The sequence below is a fragment of the Hoeflea marina genome, assembly GCF_003182275.1.
In the GTDB taxonomy this organism is placed as follows: Bacteria; Pseudomonadota; Alphaproteobacteria; order Rhizobiales; family Rhizobiaceae; genus Hoeflea; species Hoeflea marina.
Window position 1 is genome coordinate 761,870 of the sequence record NZ_QGTR01000003.1, and the last position, 17,813, is coordinate 779,682.

Genomic DNA, 17,813 nt, shown 5'->3' on the forward strand with positions numbered 1-17,813 from the left:
GCCGTGGCGCCATCGTCCGTCGCGCATGCCGAGCCCGTCTTTACCCTTGCGCCGCTCGCATATGGTGGCTGCGGTTCGGCATGACAAGCACGCCGCGGATCGGGGCCGCAGCGCCGCCACCTGTCGGCGCGGACAGGCCACGCATGCGATCAGCACGGCGGGAATCCGCCTGCCCTGGTTCCGGAAAAGCTGGTGTGGCTCAAGGTGTTTCAGCCGGAGCGCAGCGGCTGGCGATGGCACGATCGAAGCATATATTGCAATGCAACAGAACCATGATAGGGTTGATCGGGGTCCGCATTGACGGTCCTGGTCATGGTGCGGCAAGCTTTGGGCCCCATGATGGTGAAGACCAGGCAGTCGGATCGGGCTGTCGAAGAAAGGTATCGCCATGTTCTACCAGTTATATGAACTCAACCACGCGGCGATCGCCCCGTGGCGGGCTTATGCCGACAGCATGCAGCTGGTCTTGCGCAATCCGGTCAACCCGTTTTCGCACACGCCGATTGCGCGGGCGATTGGCGCCGGTCTCGAGGTGTTCGAGCGCACGACGCGACGCTATGCCAAGCCGGAGTTCGGCCTGAAGGAAACCAAGTTGACGACGGGACCGGTTTCGGTTCACGAAAAGGTGGTCTGGTCGCGTCCGTTCTGCAAGCTCATTCATTTCGAGCGCGCCCTGCCCGACCGCCATCGCGCCGACCCTAAGATCCTGCTTGTGGCGCCGATGTCCGGCCACTACGCGACCCTGCTTCGCGGCACAGTGGAAACCCTGCTGCCCAACGCCGAGATCTACATCACCGACTGGACCGACGCCCGCATGGTGCCGGTCGCGGACGGCCGCTTCGACCTCGACGACTATATCGACTACATCATCTCGATGCTGCATGTGCTGGGTCCCGATACCCATGTCATGGCGGTGTGCCAGCCGTCCGTGCCTGTCCTGGCCGCGGTGGCGCTGATGGAGGAAAACGGCGACAAGTACGCGCCCTCGAGCATGACGCTGATGGGCGGGCCGATCGACACCCGCATCAACCCAACCGGCGTCAACGAACTGGCGCAGAACAAGCCGCTGGAATGGTTTGCCGACAACGTCATCATGCAGGTCCCCTTCCCGTTGCCCGGCTTCACACGCTCGGTCTATCCGGGCTTTCTGCAGCTGACCGGTTTCATGACGATGAATCTCGACCGCCACATGATCGCGCAGAAGGATTTCTTCATGCACATGGTCAAGGGCGATGGCGATTCGGCCGAGCGGCACAGGGATTTCTACGACGAGTACCTGGCCGTCATGGACATGACCGAGGAGTTCTATCTGCAGACCGTTGATGCCGTGTTCATCAAGCACTCGCTGCCCAAGGGCGAGCTGATGCATCGCGGCCATCGCGTTGATCCGAGCGCGATCAAGTCAGTGGCGCTTCTCACGGTCGAAGGCGAGAACGACGACATTTCCGGCCTGGGACAGACCGAAGCCGCCCACACGATCTGTTCCAACATCCCGCAGGACATGCGGCACCATTACGTGCAGCCGGATGTCGGCCATTACGGTGTGTTCAACGGCTCCCGATTCCGCTCCGAAATCGCGCCGCGGATTCTCGATTTCATGCGCACCCACGCGCAGGCCAACCGGGGCAAGTCCCCCGTCCGCGGCGTCATCAAGGGCGGCAAGAGCGCCTGAGCCGCTGATGCCGCAAGTTCAGCCACCCGGATTTCCTGATAGAATCCGGGTGTTTGTGCGTTTGTCGTGCGGCAATTCTTGAATCGGCGGGCCGGACCTACCAAATCAGAATCACGAGGTGACGATCCCCGTTCCTCTTCTGACGAGGTTTCGACTGATGACACATTCCGCAATGATCCGCCCGGCCTGGACGCCGGCGACCATCGCCCTGATGGTGCTCGGTTTCATGGTGTTCTGGCCGCTGGGCCTGGCCATGCTGGCCTACATCCTCTGGGGTGACAGGCTTGACGCGTTCAAGGCCGATGTCAATCGCGCCACCGACGGCTTCGCCCGTTCCTGCCGCCGCGGCGGCAAGCGCGGCATGCACTCGCAGTCGGGCAATGTCGCCTTCGACGAATGGCGCGAAACCGAACTGACGCGTCTGGACGAAGAGCGCCGCAAGCTCGACGAAATGCGCCGCGAGTTCGACCAGCACATGCGCGACCTGCGCATGGCACGCGACCGGGAGGAATTCGACCGGTTCATGGCCCGGCGCGACGCTGCGCAGAGAACCGGCGCTGCCCCGGCCTCGGAGATCGACGGCTGACAGGGTTTGGTCTGATGGAGGGCGGCGGCTTCGGGCGCCGCCCTCTTGTCACAAATGCGGGAGAGGCGGCCGATCTCCCCGATTCCCTGGGGCCCGTACTTGGGTTATGAGATGACCATGTTCGGATTCGGCCGCAAAGCTCCCCCTGCCCCCGCCCCGCGCCGGCTTGACCTCGAGGTCAACGGCCGCAGCCTGCCGCTTGCAATCCGCGAAAATTCCCGCGCCACCCGGATCACGCTCCGCATCGAGCCGGGCGGCCACGCGCTGCGGCTGACCGTGCCGCCCGGCCTGCCCGCCGGCGAAATCGACTCCTTCCTCACCCGTCACCACGGCTGGCTGATGACCAGGCTGGCGCGCCTCCCCGAGAATGCGGCGGTCGCCGGCGACGCGATGGTGCCGATCCGCGGCATCAACCACCGCATTTTGCTCACCGGCAAGCTGCGCGGGCTGGCGGAAGCGGGGATGGACAAGGGCGAGCCGGTGCTGTTCGTCTCGGGCGCGCCGGAACACACGGCGCGGCGGGTGGCCGACCATCTCAAGCGCGAGGCCAGGCGCGATCTGGAAGCCGCGGTGGCCATCCACGCCGCGACCCTCGGCCGCCCGGTGCGGTCGATCGCCTACAAGGACACAAGGAGCCGCTGGGGCTCGTGCTCGTCGGACGGCAATCTGTCCTTCTCGTGGCGCATCGCCATGGCGCCGCCGCATGTCATCGACTATCTGGCGGCGCATGAAGTGGCGCATCTGAAGGAAATGAACCACGGGCCGCGCTTCTGGGCCGCCTGTCGCATGCTCTGCCCCCGCACCGACGAGGCCAAGCGCTGGCTCAAGCAGCATGGATCTCGGCTGCAAGCCTGGCGATTCTGACGCAGACGCCGTGCCCGGTCAGTCCGATGTGGATCTCGACTCCGGCGCCGATATATGCGAGGTGACCGCTCATGAAAACCAGGATCAAGATGTGCGGCTTGAGCACCAGGGAAGCGGTGGAGCGTGCCGCATCCCTCGGTGCCGTGTGGGCGGGATTCATCTTCTTCCCGAAAAGTCCCAGGCATGTGACGGTGGCCACGGCCGCCGATCTGGCCGAAGTGGCGCGGCGGGCCGGATTGAAGACCGTCGCCGTCACCGTCGACGCCGACACCGAGCAGCTCGACCGGATCGTCGCCGAAATGAAGCCTGACATGCTTCAGCTGCATGGCGCGGAGACGGTCGCGCAGGTCCGCGCCGTCAAGGCCCGCCATGGCCTGCCGGTGATGAAGGCCTTCGCGATTCGCGAGGCCGCCGATCTCTATGCGCTCCGGCCCTATGTGGGCGTCGCCGACATGTTCCTGTTCGACGCCAAACCGCCCCGCGGCTCCGACCTTCCCGGCGGCAACGGCCTCAGTTTCGACTGGCGTCTGCTGGCGGCGCTTGACCCCGGCGTGGATTACATGCTTTCGGGTGGGCTGACCAAGGACAATGTCGGCGAGGCGCTGGCACTGACAGGCGCCGGCGCGGTGGATATTTCATCCGGCATCGAGCGCGCGCCAGGGATCAAGGACCTCGACATGATGGATGGCTTCGTTCAGGCTGTCCGGACGTATGAAGACAACAGGCATGCAACAGCCGGGAGTGTATGACGTGGATCAGCCGACCCAACCGAATTCCTATCGGACCGGACCCGACGAACAGGGCATGTTCGGCATCTATGGAGGGCGATTCGTCGCCGAAACGCTGATGCCGCTGATTCTCGAGCTGGAAGCCGAGTGGGAGAAGGCCAAGTCCGATCCCGCCTTCAAGGCAGAGCTGGAGAACCTCAACACCCACTACACCGGCCGGCCGTCGCCGCTCTATTTCGCCGAGCGCCTGACCGAGCATCTCGGCGGCGCCAAAGTGTATTTCAAGCGCGACGAGCTCAACCACACCGGTTCGCACAAGATCAACAACTGCCTGGGCCAGATCCTTCTCGCCAAGCGCATGGGCAAGACCCGCATCATCGCCGAGACCGGCGCCGGCCAGCACGGCGTGGCATCGGCCACGGTGGCGGCGCGCTTCGGTTTCCCCTGCGAGGTCTATATGGGCGCGACCGACGTGGAACGCCAGGCGCCGAACGTGTTCCGGATGAAGCTGCTCGGCGCCAAGGTCAACCCGGTGACGGCCGGCCACGGCACGCTCAAGGATGCGATGAACGAGGCGCTGCGCGACTGGGTCACGAATGTCGATGACACCTACTACCTGATCGGCACCGCGGCAGGCCCGCACCCTTATCCGGAAATGGTGCGCGAATTCCAGTCGGTGATCGGGCGCGAGACGCGCGAGCAGATGCTGGCCACCGAGGGCCGGCTTCCCGACATGCTGGTCGCCGCTGTCGGCGGCGGGTCGAACGCCATCGGGCTGTTCCATCCCTTTCTCGACGATCCCACGGTCCGGATGGTCGGCGTCGAAGCCGGCGGCAAGGGTCTCGACGGCGAGGAGCACTGTGCATCGCTGACTTCGGGCTCGCCCGGCGTGCTGCATGGCAACCGCACCTATCTGCTGCAGGACGGCGACGGGCAGATCAAGGAAGGCCATTCGATCTCGGCCGGCCTCGACTATCCCGGTATCGGACCCGAGCATTCCTGGCTCAAGGATTCCGGCCGCGTCGAATATGTCCCCATCCTCGACACCGAGGCGCTGGAAGCCTTCCAGCTGCTGACCCGCATCGAGGGCATCATCCCGGCGCTGGAGCCCAGCCATGCACTGGCGGAGGTGATCAAGCGGGCGCCGAAGATGGGCAAGGACCAGATCATCGTGATGAATCTCTGTGGCCGCGGCGACAAGGACATCTTCACCGTCGGTAAGATTCTGGGCGTGGAGCTTTGACCATGACGACGCGCATCGACACCAAATTCGCCAGCCTCAAGGCCGAGGGCCGACCGGCGCTGGTCACCTATTTCATGGGCGGCGACCCGGACTACGCCACCTCGCTGGCGATCATGAAGGCCCTGCCCGGCGCGGGGTCCGACGTCATCGAGCTCGGCATGGCCTTTTCGGACCCGATGGCCGACGGCCCGGCGATCCAGCTGGCCGGACAGCGGGCGCTGAAGGCGGGACAGTCGCTGGTCCGCACGCTCGACCTGGCGCGCGACTTCCGCAAGGAGGACGACACCACGCCGATCGTACTGATGGGCTATTACAACCCGATCTACATCTATGGCGTCGAGCGCTTTCTCGTCGATGCCAAGGCAGCCGGCGTCGACGGGCTGATCGTGGTCGACCTGCCGCCGGAGATGGACGATGAACTCTGCATCCCGGCGATGGCCGCAGGGCTGAACTTCATCCGGCTGGCGACGCCGACCACCGACGCCAAGCGGCTGCCCGCCGTGCTCCACAACACCTCGGGATTCGTCTATTATGTGTCGATGAACGGCATCACCGGATCGGCCATCGCAGACACGACGAAGATCGAGGCGGCGGTCAGGCGCATCAAGCAGCACACCGACCTGCCGATCTGCGTCGGATTCGGGGTGAAGACGGCGGAGCATGCGCGGGTGATCGGCCAGTACGCCGATGGCGTCGTCGTCGGCACCGCGATCGTCAACCAGATCGCGCTGTCGCTGGATGCCGAAAACCGCGCAACCGCCGACACGGTGCAGAGCGTGGCAACCATGGTGCGCGGCCTCGCCACCGGCGTGCGCGCCGCGCGCCTTGCCGCCGCAGAGTGAAGACCCCACATAGGGTCAGGATATCGGAGAGATCGCTTTGAACTGGATCACCAACTATGTCAGGCCGAAGATCAATTCGATGCTCGGCCATCGCGAGGTTCCCGAAAACCTCTGGATCAAGTGCCCGGAGACCGGTGAAATGGTCTTCCACAAGGATCTGGAGGAGAACCACTTCGTGATTCCGGCCTCCGGCTATCATATGAAGATGTCGGCGAAGGCGCGACTGAAGCACATCTTCGACGACGGCACTTACGAGCTGCTGCCGGTTCCCAAGGTACCGCAGGATCCGCTCAAGTTTCGTGATTCGAAGAAATATGCCGACCGGCTGAAGGAGAACCGGGTCAAGACCAGCCTCGAGGACACCATCGTCTCCGGCTACGGGTCGGTGCGCGGCGTCAAGCTGGTGGCCTGCGCCCATGACTTCAGCTTCATGGGCGGTTCGCTCGGCATCGCCGCCGGCGAAGCCATCATCCAGGCCTTCGAGGCGGCGATCAAGCGCCACTGCCCGCTGGTGCTGTTCCCGGCCTCGGGCGGCGCGCGCATGCAGGAGGGCATCCTGTCGTTGATGCAGATGCCGCGGACCACCGTCGGCGTCGAAATGCTGAAGGAAGCCGGCCTTCCCTACATCGTCGTGCTCACCAACCCGACCACCGGCGGCGTATCGGCGTCCTATGCGATGCTCGGCGACGTGCATCTGGCCGAGCCAGGCGCGGAAATCTGCTTTGCCGGCAAACGTGTGATCGAGCAGACGATCCGCGAGAAGCTGCCGGAAGGCTTCCAGACCTCGGAGTATCTGCTGGACCACGGCATGGTCGACATGGTGGTTCACCGCCACGACCTGCCGGACACGATAGCCCGCCTGCTGAAGATCTTCCTCAAGCAGGACGGACCGGTCGCCATTGCAGAGACCGATCTGGAACCGGTGAAAATTGCCGCCGCGGCGGAATGATCCTGCCGGATCGGATGACGCGCATCGGGAGACTGCAACATGGTGATGGTGTCGGCCGCCGAAGCGGAAATCAATGAGCTGCTGACACTGCACCCGAAGGGTTTCGACCTTTCGCTTGACCGGATCAGCCGCCTGCTGGCGGCGCTCGGCAACCCGCAGGAGCGGATGCCTCCTGTCATCCATGTGGCCGGCACCAACGGCAAGGGATCAGTCACGGCCTTCAGCCGCGCCATGCTCGAAGCTGCGGGGCTCCGCGTGCATGTCCACACCTCGCCGCATCTGGTCAATTGGCACGAACGCTACCGCATGGGTCAGCCGGGCGGCAGCCGCCTGGTCGAAGACGCCGTGCTGGCAGAGGCCATCCATCGCGTCGCCGCCGCCAATGGCGGAGCAAAGATCACGGTGTTCGAGATCCTCACCGCGGTGATGTTCCTGCTGTTTTCCGAACATCCCGCCGATGTGGCCATCGTCGAGGTGGGGCTCGGCGGCCGCTTCGACGCCACCAATGTGATCGCCAGGCCCGCCGCCTGCGTGATCACCTCGATCTCGCTCGATCATCAGGCCTATCTCGGTGACCGCGTCGAGCTGATCGCGGCCGAGAAGGCCGGCATCATCAAGCCCGGCGTGCCGGTGGTCATCGGCGAGCAGCCCGAGGACGATGCGCGTGCGGTGCTGGTGACGACGGCGGAGCGGCTGCACGCGCCCTCGACGGTCTATGGACAGGACTACTTCACCTTCGCCGAACGCGGACGCCTGACCTATCAGGACGAGGACGGCCTGCTCGATCTGCCGTTGCCCCGCCTGACCGGCCGCTACCAGTACGCCAACGCGGCTGCGGCCATCCGCGCGATCAAGGCCGCCGGATTTGCGGTGTCCGAGGATGCGATCGCCCAAGGCATGGAAACGGTCGAGTGGCCGGGGCGGATGCAGCGGCTGAGCCACGGCGCCATTTTCGACCTGGCCGTCCCCGGCGCGGAAATCTGGCTCGACGGCGGCCATAATCCCGGCGCCGGCAGGGTGATCGCCGAAGCCATGGCCAATCTGGAAGAGATTCAGTCGCGGCCGTTGTTTCTCGTCACGGGGATGATCAACACGAAGGATCCCGTCGGCTATTTCGAGGCATTCGCCGATCTGGCCCGGCATGTCTTCACGGTGCCGATTCCGAGCTCCGACGCCGGACTGGACCCGCTTGCGCTTGCCGATGACGCGCTCGACGCCGGCCTGACGGCGGAACCCGTCGATTCGGTGGAAGATGCCCTGGCGATGATCGCGCAGGTCAGGGACACCAGCCAACCCGCGCCGCGCATTCTGATCGGCGGATCCCTGTATCTGGTCGGCGAGGTGCTGCGGGCAAACGGCACGCCGCCTGTCTGAGACCGGAAAAAACCCGCCAGGCTGACCAGGCGGGTTGATGGGCAGGTGATCGGAGCGATCGGGATCCGACGGACGCGGACTGCTCAGCCGACAGCGCCGGCGATCCAGTTCGACAGGGCGGTCTTCGGCGAAGCGCCCACCTTGATGTCGGCTACTGCGCCTTGCTTGAACATGGCCAGCGTCGGAATCGAGCGGATGCCGAACTGCGATGCGAGCTCCGGATTCTCGTCGATGTTGAGCTTGACCACCTTGATCTTGCCTTCCATCTCATTGGAGATTTCCTCGAGGCTGGGCGCGATCATCTTGCAGGGACCGCACCATTCGGCCCAGAAATCCACAACGACGGGGACGGTGGAATCAAGGACTTCACTCTGGAAATTGGCGCTGTCAACTTTCACGGTTGCCATATCGAGGCACTCCTTTGGGACTCAGTTCGGATAGATGCAATGTGATGACTCGGAGGGGTATATTCAAGAGCTTTGATGCCGCAGCGGTCGGGCAACAGCGGGTTCATGCGCCTCCAAGCCTGGCAAAGGCCAGGTCGAGTTCATCAGCGCCGAGCCTTATGAGCAGCGGGCCGGCGGTGTAGAGCAGCGCGGCGGTGATGGCATGGGCCGGATAGAGCGGCTTGAGCAGCGCCCGATAGATCGCCAGCTGGGCCACATGGCCCGCGGGAACCGCATCCGGCGCCGGCGGCTGCCCGGTCTTGTAGTCGATGATCAGCACCCGGTCACCGTCGACCGCCAGTCGATCGATTCGGCCGGTCACCGTGCGCTCCGCTCCGCGGAGCGACAGCGTGCCCATGACCGAGACCTCCGCAGCGGCAGTCCCCTCGAAGGCGGCGGCGAAGGCGGGATCGGACAGGATGGCGAGCACGCGGCCGACCATCGCCTGGCGGTCGGCGTCGGGGAGACCCGGAAGGGCGCGGGAGACATAGCGTTGCGCCGCGGCGGGCCGCTCGCCCGCCGCCATCCCGGGCAGCACCTGCAGCAGCCGGTGCATGGCGCGCCCGCGGTCCAGCGCCGGCGTCGGCAGCGCCGCCGGTCCTTGGAACGGAGAGGAGGGCGGCCCCTCCTCCGCGTCGTCGATCACCGCACCCACGCCGGAGGGCACCAGCGGGCGCGGCAATTCGCGGTCGGGCGGGAGGGGCGAGGACGGGCACTCGAACGGCGGCGCGGCGGCGGGCGGCGGCGCTGGCATCACGTCGGCCGGGCGGGCGGGCGGCGCCCGGTCATGCAGCAGGCAACGCACCGAGAAGGCGCTGTCGCCCTCTCCATGGGTGATATCGCTGACCGATCGGCCGCTCGCACCATCGGCCGCCGCCCGGTCGAAGCCGGCGGTCACAAGGCTGTGCCAGGTCGGCGACTTGGCCTCGCGCAGGCCGCGGTAGCCGCAGACCACCAGCCGGTCCGCCGCCCGCGTCAGCCCGACATAGAGAAGACGCCGGTATTCCTCCTCGGCCTGCAGCTTGAGCACGGCGTGAGTGGCGTCGCTGGCCCCGGTGCGGTGGTCCTTGGTGGGGAACCAGACCGGCACCGAACCCGGGCCCGTCTCGCCCGGTCGCTCCGGGAGCAGCCAGACGCGTGGCAGATGCGAAGGCTGAAACGCCTCTCCACCCGAATCGACCAGGAAGACGAAGGGCGCCTCCAACCCCTTGGCGGCGTGCACGGTCATGACCCGGACGGCGTCCGTGCCCTGCTCCATCTCGCGCTTGATCTCCGGCGATTCGGTTTCCAGCATCGCCAGGAAGGACTGCAGGCCGGGAATGCCGGCTTCCTCATGGTCGAGCGTCAGGCCGAGAAATTCATCGAGGACGTCGCCGACCTCCCGGCCCAGCCGGGCGAGGAACAGCTCCCGACCGCCGCCGGGGCCGATGACGGTCGCGTAGAAATCATGCACCGAGAGCCTGCGGGCCAACCCACACCAGTGCGAAAGCCGGGCCGACATCCGGGCGAAGTCCGCATCGTCGGCGGAGAGCAGATCGAGATGGTCGGAAAGGCTCATGCCGTCGGGCCGCCCGGCCGCCAGCCGGAACAACTGATCCTCGCTCAGTCCGACCAGCGGGCTCTTGACCAGCGCCGCCAGCGACAGGTCGTCATCGGCCAGCAGCGCGTGCCGGCCGAGCGCCATCAGATCCTGAACGGCGACGTGGTCGGTCAGCCGCAGCCGGTCGGCGCCGGCCACCGGGATGTCGCTGGTGGCCTTCAATGTCCTGAGCAGGGTCGGTACGAAGCCGTCCCGCTTGCGCACCAGCACCAGCACGTCGCCAGGGCTGACGGGGCGCAGCAGCCCGGTCCTGGCATCCATGATGCGGTCGTGGCCGATCCAGGCCTGAAGCACGGTGGCAATGCGGCTGGCCAGGCGAGCGGCGGGCGCCGTTTCGGGAGTGTGGTCGAACGGCTCGGTCCAGCTTTCGCTCTCCTCGGACGCGTCGCTTGCCAGCATCTCCCACAGCTCCGCCCGCCCGGGGGCGGACAGCCGGGCGGTTTCATGAATGACGGCGGCGCGGTCCTCGCCCAGTCCCTGGCTGGCGTCATCGGAGGCGAAGACCAGATCGACCAGGGTGAGGATTTCCCGTGCCGAGCGGAAGGAGACCCGGAGCGATATGCGCTCGAACTGCATCCTCGCGGCGCGGGCGCGGCGTTCGGTGAGACTGCGCTCCTCGGCGAACTGCTCCGGGCGCGCGCCCTGGAACGAGTAGATCGACTGCTTTTCGTCGCCGACCGAAAACAGCGTCCGCAGGCCGGGGCGGGCACCGGAGCCGGCAAAGAACTCGGCCGACAGCGAGCGGATGACGCTCCACTGCAGCGGCGCCGTGTCCTGGGCCTCATCGACCAGGATGTGGTCGATGCCCTGGTCGAGCTTGTAGTGCACCCAGGCGCCGGCGCCGCTGCGTGCCAGCAGCGATTCAGTGCGGTCGATGAGGTCGTCATAATCGAGATAGGCCTGCCGATGCTTGAGCTCGTCGAACTCGCCGAGATAGCGGCGGGCAATGATCATGGCGGCAAGACTTGATTCCAGCGCCGCATGGGCGCGCAACGCATCCTCCGTGGCGACGACATGAGCGAGCGCCTGGGCGAGGCGGTCCTCGATATCGGGCAGCGTGGCGGCAACGGCCTTGCCGGCAACCGTCGACAGGCTTCGCGGCTTGCCCGCCTGGGTGAAGAAGATCTCGCGTACCTGCGCCAGCCTCTCCTGCGGGTCTGACTGGCCCGCCGCCAGCAGGCCCGTGGCAAAGGCGCTCGCAGTCTTCAACTTGGCTGCGGTGGCGACCGCCTCGATGTCGCGCAGGATCGCGTCCGGCAGGCCGGGCAGCGGCCAGATCCGCGCTTCCACATCGGCGCGGCTTTCCCCTTCCGCGACGCCGAGTGCGCGCCTGAGGCAAGGCTCGACGCCACCCTGCGCTTCGGCCTTGCGGCGGAAGGCCGCAATCTCGCGGCGGCGCGAATAGAGCCCGCCCAGCAGCTGGTCGAAACCGTGCTCGCCGCCGAGATCGAGCGCCGTCATCACCGCGCCCGGCAGCTGCGGGTCGGTTTCGAAATGGGACGTCGAAAACAGCATGCGGCGGGATTCGGCAAGCAGATTGGCGGCGGCCTGGTCGTCGAGCACGTTGAAGCGGCCGGCCACATTCGCCTCTAGCGGAAAACGCTGCAGCACCGCCTCGCAGAAGGCATGGATCGTCTGGATCTTGAGCCCGCCCGGCGTTTCCAGCGCCGTGGCGAAGAGCTGCCGGGCGCGCGTGAGGTCGGCGGCGGACGGCTCCGTGCCCTGGATCCGCGCAATTCGCCCGCTCAGCGCCGGATCATCCAGCCGCGACCACTCGGCCAGCATGCGGAACACGCGGTTGGACATTTCCGCCGCGGCCGCCTTGGTGTAGGTCAGGCAGAGAATGGCCGACGGCCGGGCGCCGCCGAGCAGCAGTCGGATGACCCTCTGGGACAGCACGTGGGTCTTGCCCGATCCGGCATTGGCGGACACCCAGGCGGAGAGCGACGGGGTCGATGCCCTGCGCTGCCGCAGTCCGGTTTCGGTGACGAGATCGGCGGACAGGCTGTCGTCACTCATCGCCGTCACCCTGGTCGCTGTCGACAACGGTCTGCCATTCGGCGACCCGTGCCAGATGGTCGAAATCGCCGCCATAGCTGCGGGCGCTCTCGGCAATCACCCGGGACATGAAGCCGCGCCGCCCCGACCGGAGCGCGGCGACAAGGCCGGTGAGCTCCTGCGCCGCCTTGCCGGCCAGCTCGTCCGGCCGCAGCGGTTCGTCGCGGGTTCTCGATCCCGGCGCATCGTCGATGCGATCCACGAACTTCTCCTTGCCGGTAAGCCGCACATACAGCAGTTCCGAGACCGGCATGGCGGCCACGCCGTCGAACCCGCCATTCATCACCGCATAGGCCTCGAGCGCCAGCTGCGGGTCGATCAGGATGCGCGCGACCTTGCGCGAAGGCGTCGTGCCGGTCTTGTAGTCGATCAAGACGGCGGTTCCGTCCGAGCGAAGGTCGATGCGGTCGGCAATGCCGCTGACGCTGACCTCGGGCGAGATGGCGATGCGGCCGCGGCATTCCACCAGCCGCCGGACGATGTCGGGCGCGCGCCCCGCCTCCCAAGACTCCAGCGCCTGCGCGGCCTGGTGGATACGGTGGCGCCAGACCGCAGCGACGTGGTCGGGAAGATCCTCTCGCGCGATCAGTTCATCGGCGATCCGCATCAGCCGCCCGCTCGTCAGCTCGGCGGGGGAGGCGTCGCGGACGAACCTCTCGAGGATGGCGTGGAAGAGCGTGCCGCGCTCGCGCGGACCGGGATCGCCGACAAAGGCGTCGAGCGGGTCGAGCCTGAGGATCCGGCGGCCATAGATCGCATAGGGATCGCGGCGGAGCCTGCCGACCTCGGAAAAGGAGTAGGACGCCGGTTGCAGGGCGGCGGGCGGCCGTGGCTCCGGCCGTCTCGCCGATGCCGTTCCCGTCACTCGGTCGCGCAGCCGCACATGCTCGACAATCGCGCGGCCGCGCCCGCGCATCTCCGCGGCCGATGCTGCGCCGGCGACGGCGAGCAGCCTCTGCAGCCAGCGCGACGGCACCGTGGGCGACTTGCCGACCCGCTCCGAACGGGACAGGACGACATTCGGAGCGCCCATGGCCATCTGGAAGTCATGCGCCGCCTGCCCGACCCGGCGTTCGGGGGGCTCCAGGCCGATGGCGGCCTTCATCGAGCGCGACAGGAACGGATCTTCCGCGCCGGGCGCCGGCCAGGTGCCCTCGTTGAGGCTGGCGAGAATCAGCGTGTCGACCTGCTGTAGCCGCGCCTCGAGCGCGCCCCAGATGAAGGCGCGCGAATGGCCGCCGGCACCCGGCTTGACCATGTGCCCGGACATCAGCGCCTCCAGCGCGGAGATCCACTCATGCCCGTTGAGCGCCAGCGCCGTGCGGCTGTCTCGGGTTTCGAGCAGGATTGCCGAAAGTGCTTCGCCGGATTCGCTTGCCCACAGGCCAGCGAGCGAGCCCGCCTCGTCCACGGCAATCAGCTCCAGGCTGGCAGCGGTCGCCGAGGCGAGAGCGGCGATGGGAAAGTCGGGCCTCAGGCTCAGTCCCGCCGGCGTCTCCACTCCATGCAGCAGCAGCGAGGTCAGCGGCGCGAGCGCCTGCGTGATCCGACGGGCGTGGATTTCGGCCGCGGCGAATTCGGCGTCGGTGACCCGCGCCAGCCATTGCGGCGCATGCCGGTCGCCGCGCCGTCCGGCGCGATCGGCCAGCAGTCCGGCCAGGTCATCCACGTCGGCGGCACCGGCGCCGCCCCTGAGCGCGAGACGTTCGACGAGGCTGCCGAGATCGCGCGCCGCCGCCGCGCTCTGCCCGAAGCGGGCCAGCGGATGCTTGATCAGCGCGGCGAGGGCCACCGGGTCGCCGGGCGCGAAGGCGACATGCGCGACCAGCCGAGCGAGGCTGCCGGTCTCGGTCTTGGCCAGCGGCAGGCCGCCCGAATCATTGGCCTCGATGCCGTAGCGAGAGAGTTCGATGACGACGCGGCGCGCGAGATTGCGGTCCGGCGTCACCAGGGCCACGGTCGGCGCGGCCCGATCCGGCGCGGGCTCCAGTGCCCTGCGCATGGCGGCCGCCAGGGCCGCGGCCTCTTCGCGCTGGTTGGCCGCCTCGATCAGCCCGACGCGGGCGAATGCCGGCGCGATCTCCGTCTCCTCCGGCAGGACGCCGGTCTCGCTCCAAGCGGCGGTGGCCGATGGAGGAAGCAGAGCCAGCGACACGAGCGCCGCGCGGGTCCTGAGTTCGGGTACCGGCGTTGCCAGTTCGGGGATCGCTCCGACAGCGCCGGCATCCAGTCCGAGGAACGACAGGAGATGCAGGAGGCCGTATTGCGGGTGGCTGCGGATGGTGATCGGCGCCAGCTGATCGACCTGCCAGCCGCCGGGCGCCGGAAGCGGCCGGGCGGCCCGCTCGATGAGCTGCCAGTGATCCGCGCGCATATGCTGGTCGAGGCCGGGCAGCACCACCGCGCCCTGCGGCAGATCCGACACCGCCGCGATCAGCCGCGCCGTCGAGGGACGCGTGCCCGTGGATCCCGCCACGATCACCGGCCCGGCATGGCCGCCGGCGGCAATGCGCCGGGTCTCCGCATCAAGCAGCACATTGTGGTGCCGGGCGGGGCTCGATTGTCCCTGCTCGGCCAGGGTTGCGGGCCAGTACTGCCGGGCAATGCGGAGAAATTCACTGGTCAGCTGCCACCATTGCTGCAGCGAATCATCGACCATGCCGTCGAGCCGGTCGAAATCGGCTTCCTCGGATTCCACCGCCTGGATCAGGTCGTAGAGGCTGCGCCCCAGCCAGATGGCATCGGCCGGGTTGGCGGGAGCGACCAGAGGCGAGCCCTGCAGGTGATCGGTCACCGCCTTCGGCAGGGCCTGCTTCCACGCCAGCACCAGGTCGGCCAGCCTCAGAGTGGCCTGGACGGTGGCGACCGGCGGGTTGAGGTCGAGCGCCACCGGATCGGTTTCGTCAAAGAAGCCGCTGTCGTCGTCGGTCTCCCCCAGCGGCCGGATCACCGGCAGCACGGCGCTGCCCTGGCCGATCCAGTCGGCGATCTCGGAGCGCAACGCGCGCGCGGCTCGGCGGGTCGGGACGTAGATGGTGGTGGCGGCAAGCGCCAGCGGATCCTCCGGACGGTGCGCCAGGCCGGGAATGAGGCGGCCAGCCAGGATCGCATCGGCCAGCGTGGACAGAAAGGGCACGCCGGACGGGATGGTGAAGACCCGTGATGCGCCGCCGCCGGTCACGAGGCGGGACGCCCGAAATAGGTGCGCATGGCCGACTCGGCTTCGCCGATCGCCTGCGGCGTGCCGACGGTCAGCCAGTGGCCCGCCAGCGGCAGGCCATGCAGGCGCCCGGCGGCGATGGCCGCGTCAAAGCAGCGGTTGAGCGAAAAGACGCGCTCGGAGATGCCGGCAAAGATGCGCGGATGCAGGATCAGCGCGCCGGCATAGATCAGCGGCTCGCCATCGCCGCGAAAGCGCTTCAGCCGGTTGTCGGCATCGGCGAAGAAATCGCCCGGGCCGCTGTGGCCGGTGGCCTGGTCGGGGCGGGCCGTCAGCATGAGAATGTCCATCCGCTCCGGATCGAAACCGGCCTGCAGCGCGGCGAGATTGCCGCGACCAGCGGCGGGATCCTCGACCCAGAAGGTGTCGGCATTGAGAAGCAGCAGGGGCTGGTTTCCCAGTTGCGGCAGGGCATGGACCACCGCGCCGCCGGAATCGAGCAGTTGCTCGCGCTCGTCGGAGATGAGGATGCGTGCGCCAGTGCGGCGGTCGAGCCAGTCCGTCAGGACGTCGGCGAGATAGTGGACATTGACGACGATGGTGCCGACACCCAGGCGCTCAAGCGCTTCGAGGCTGTAGGCGATGAGCGGCTTGCCGCCGACCTCGACCAGCGGCTTCGGGATGGTGTCGGTGATCGGACGCATGCGGGTGCCGAGACCTGCGGCCAGCACGATTGCAGATCCTGTTTCCATCACTGGCGTCTTCCCGGTTCATGATTCGGTCGTGCCGATTCCAGCCGCTGTGAACCATGAGCGCAAGGGGCGCAATGCCTCGTGGCCGAGAGCGGTCGAGATATAATGCTCGATCCGGGGCAGGTGCTTGAGATAGCCGGGCTTTCCGTCGCGCTGCTTGAGCCGCACGAAGATGCCGAGGATCTTGGCGGCGCGCTGCGCGGCCATGATCGCATAGGCTTCGCGGAACATCTTCCGGTCAAAACCCGGATCGGATGCCGCGCGCAGCTCTTCGTACTGGCCGAGAAGCCGGTCGGCCATCTCCACCGGGACTGTCACCCGCGCATCCTGCAGCAGCGAGGCGACGTCATAGGCGGCGGGTCCGATGAGCGCATCCTGGAAATCGATGATTCCGATGCGGGCAAGACCGCCGCGTTCGGGGCACCAGATCAGGTTGGGCGAATGATAGTCGCGCAGCACCACCGCCTTTTCGGCAGCCTGGAGGCGCCCGAACAATTCGTCCCAGCAATCGAAATAGGCCTGCCTGGTTGCGGCGGACACATCAGCTTGGCCGCGCCAGGGCAGGTACCAGTCGACCAGCAGGGCGACTTCGATGCGCATCGCCGCCTCGTCATAGGCCGGCAGGCGATAGGCCTGGCCATCGCCGAGCCCCAGGTCGAGGCTCCCCGGCAGGGACCTTTCATGCAGTGCGGCAAGGCATTCGACCGCAACGCCGTAGCGCTCCGGATCGGGCCGGCCGGCGGCATCGAGAACCGTCTGGCTGCCCAGATTCTCGACCAGGAGAAAGCCGGATTCGGTGTCGGCCGCCGGAATGTCCGGCGCCGAGAAGCCTTGCGCGCGCAGCCAGCGGGCGACGGCGACGAAGGGCACGACATCCTCGGCGAGATGCGCGATTCGGGAATAGGGCAGCCCGTCCTGGATCGGCGGCCCGTCCGGCCGGCGGGGCGAATTCATCAGAATCACGGGCTCTGCGGCACCGTCGCGGATCATCTCGTAGGTTCTCGCCGAGGCGTCGCCCTGCAGGAAGCGGCGCGCGCTGCCGGAATGGCCGTGGGCGGCCAGGAACGTGCGCGCCAGCCTGGACCGGGCGAGGCGCTGCATGAAGCCGGCGGGACCGGTGACGCGGATCCGCCGGCTGTCGCCGCTGCCGTCGATGCGGAACAGGATGTCGTCCCCCGAGACCCGGTCGCCGGCCCGCTCCGGCCATTCCACCAGGGCCGCGCCGCGGCTGAGCGCATCGTCAAGGCCGAGCTCCTCCAGCTCGTCGACCGAGGTCAGGCGGTAGAGGTCGAAATGACCGATGGGAAGGCGCGTCTCATAGCTCTGGACCAGCGTGAAGGTGGGGCTGGGAACATCAAGGTCCGGATCATCGGCCATGGCGCGGATGAGCGCCCGGGCGAAGGTCGATTTGCCCGCGCCGAGATCGCCGGACAGGCAGAGGCAATCGCCGGGCGCCAACGCCATCGCCGTGTCCTCGGCAAACAGCCTCGTCTCGCTCTCGTCGCGCAGGATGAGCTCCAGCACGTCAGGTCCCACGCG

The 17,813-nt window shown here is 67.3% G+C and carries 13 protein-coding genes; 8 read left to right on the forward strand and 5 right to left on the reverse strand.

Features of this window, described 5'->3' with window-relative positions:
* The first annotated feature begins 388 nt into the window (after positions 1-388).
* The 8 genes from DFR52_RS14795 (at position 389) to DFR52_RS14830 (ending at position 8,258) form a co-directional block, all read left to right on the forward strand.
* Positions 389-1,672, forward strand: coding sequence for a polyhydroxyalkanoate depolymerase (locus tag DFR52_RS14795; protein WP_110032711.1), 1,284 nt, complete (start codon positions 389-391; stop codon positions 1,670-1,672).
* Between the two features lie 157 nt (positions 1,673-1,829).
* Positions 1,830-2,258, forward strand: coding sequence for a DUF2852 domain-containing protein (locus DFR52_RS14800; RefSeq protein WP_110032712.1), 429 nt, complete (start codon positions 1,830-1,832; stop codon positions 2,256-2,258).
* Between the two features lie 117 nt (positions 2,259-2,375).
* Entirely contained in the window at positions 2,376-3,122 is a 747-nt protein-coding gene (locus DFR52_RS14805; protein WP_110032713.1) for a M48 family metallopeptidase, read from the forward strand.
* Positions 3,123-3,193: 71 nt separating this feature from the next.
* Positions 3,194-3,871 (forward strand): phosphoribosylanthranilate isomerase, encoded by a 678-nt coding sequence (locus tag DFR52_RS14810; RefSeq protein ID WP_110032714.1) that lies wholly within the window; start codon positions 3,194-3,196, stop codon positions 3,869-3,871.
* Positions 3,849-5,093 (forward strand): tryptophan synthase subunit beta, encoded by a 1,245-nt coding sequence (gene trpB, locus DFR52_RS14815; RefSeq protein ID WP_425351191.1) that lies wholly within the window; start codon positions 3,849-3,851, stop codon positions 5,091-5,093. Before DFR52_RS14810 ends, trpB begins: the two co-directional genes overlap by 23 nt.
* A 2-nt stretch (positions 5,094-5,095) precedes the next feature.
* A complete protein-coding gene (gene trpA, locus DFR52_RS14820; protein WP_110032716.1) occupies positions 5,096-5,935 on the forward strand; it encodes a tryptophan synthase subunit alpha in 840 nt (279 codons plus the stop codon).
* Between the two features lie 37 nt (positions 5,936-5,972).
* Positions 5,973-6,884: an acetyl-CoA carboxylase, carboxyltransferase subunit beta gene (gene accD / locus DFR52_RS14825; protein ID WP_110032717.1), complete on the forward strand. Its 912-nt coding sequence runs from the start codon at positions 5,973-5,975 to the stop codon at positions 6,882-6,884.
* A 45-nt stretch (positions 6,885-6,929) separates the two neighbouring features.
* Positions 6,930-8,258, forward strand: coding sequence for a bifunctional folylpolyglutamate synthase/dihydrofolate synthase (locus DFR52_RS14830; RefSeq protein WP_425351199.1), 1,329 nt, complete (start codon positions 6,930-6,932; stop codon positions 8,256-8,258).
* Positions 8,259-8,341: 83 nt separating this feature from the next.
* Here DFR52_RS14830 and trxA read toward each other — a convergent pair whose 3' ends face one another.
* From trxA to tsaE, 5 genes are all read right to left on the reverse strand, one after another.
* The gene (gene trxA / locus DFR52_RS14835) at positions 8,342-8,665 is read right to left on the reverse strand and encodes a thioredoxin (protein WP_110032719.1); all 324 of its coding nucleotides are present in this window, start codon (positions 8,663-8,665) and stop codon (positions 8,342-8,344) included.
* A 103-nt stretch (positions 8,666-8,768) separates the two neighbouring features.
* Positions 8,769-12,323: a double-strand break repair helicase AddA gene (gene addA / locus DFR52_RS14840; protein WP_158284970.1), complete on the reverse strand. Its 3,555-nt coding sequence runs from the start codon at positions 12,321-12,323 to the stop codon at positions 8,769-8,771.
* The gene (gene addB / locus DFR52_RS14845; RefSeq protein ID WP_110032721.1) at positions 12,316-15,543 is read right to left on the reverse strand and encodes a double-strand break repair protein AddB; all 3,228 of its coding nucleotides are present in this window, start codon (positions 15,541-15,543) and stop codon (positions 12,316-12,318) included. The genes addA and addB overlap by 8 nt, the downstream gene beginning before the upstream one ends.
* Entirely contained in the window at positions 15,540-16,274 is a 735-nt protein-coding gene (locus DFR52_RS14850) for a nucleotidyltransferase family protein (protein ID WP_110032722.1), read from the reverse strand. Before DFR52_RS14850 ends, addB begins: the two co-directional genes overlap by 4 nt.
* A gap of 18 nt (positions 16,275-16,292) precedes the next feature.
* On the reverse strand, positions 16,293-17,810 hold the full coding sequence (tsaE, locus tag DFR52_RS14855; protein WP_280954194.1) for a tRNA (adenosine(37)-N6)-threonylcarbamoyltransferase complex ATPase subunit type 1 TsaE: 1,518 nt from the start codon (positions 17,808-17,810) through the stop codon (positions 16,293-16,295).
* Between the last annotated feature and the right edge of the window lie 3 nt (positions 17,811-17,813).

Excerpts from the sequence above, each read along its gene's own strand:
- DFR52_RS14795 (WP_110032711.1), top strand. The coding sequence starts at position 389 with ATGTTCTACCAGTTATATGAACTCAACCACGCGGCGATCGCCCCGTGG.
- DFR52_RS14810 (WP_110032714.1), top strand. The coding sequence starts at position 3,194 with ATGAAAACCAGGATCAAGATGTGCGGCTTGAGCACCAGGGAAGCGGTG.
- trpA (WP_110032716.1), top strand. The coding sequence starts at position 5,096 with ATGACGACGCGCATCGACACCAAATTCGCCAGCCTCAAGGCCGAGGGC.
- addA (WP_158284970.1), bottom strand. The coding sequence starts at position 12,323 with ATGAGTGACGACAGCCTGTCCGCCGATCTCGTCACCGAAACCGGACTG.
- DFR52_RS14805 (WP_110032713.1), top strand. The coding sequence starts at position 2,376 with ATGTTCGGATTCGGCCGCAAAGCTCCCCCTGCCCCCGCCCCGCGCCGG.
- trpB (WP_425351191.1), top strand. The coding sequence starts at position 3,849 with ATGCAACAGCCGGGAGTGTATGACGTGGATCAGCCGACCCAACCGAAT.
- trxA (WP_110032719.1), bottom strand. The coding sequence starts at position 8,665 with ATGGCAACCGTGAAAGTTGACAGCGCCAATTTCCAGAGTGAAGTCCTT.
- DFR52_RS14800 (WP_110032712.1), top strand. The coding sequence starts at position 1,830 with ATGACACATTCCGCAATGATCCGCCCGGCCTGGACGCCGGCGACCATC.
- DFR52_RS14850 (WP_110032722.1), bottom strand. The coding sequence starts at position 16,274 with ATGGAAACAGGATCTGCAATCGTGCTGGCCGCAGGTCTCGGCACCCGC.
- DFR52_RS14830 (WP_425351199.1), top strand. The coding sequence starts at position 6,930 with ATGGTGTCGGCCGCCGAAGCGGAAATCAATGAGCTGCTGACACTGCAC.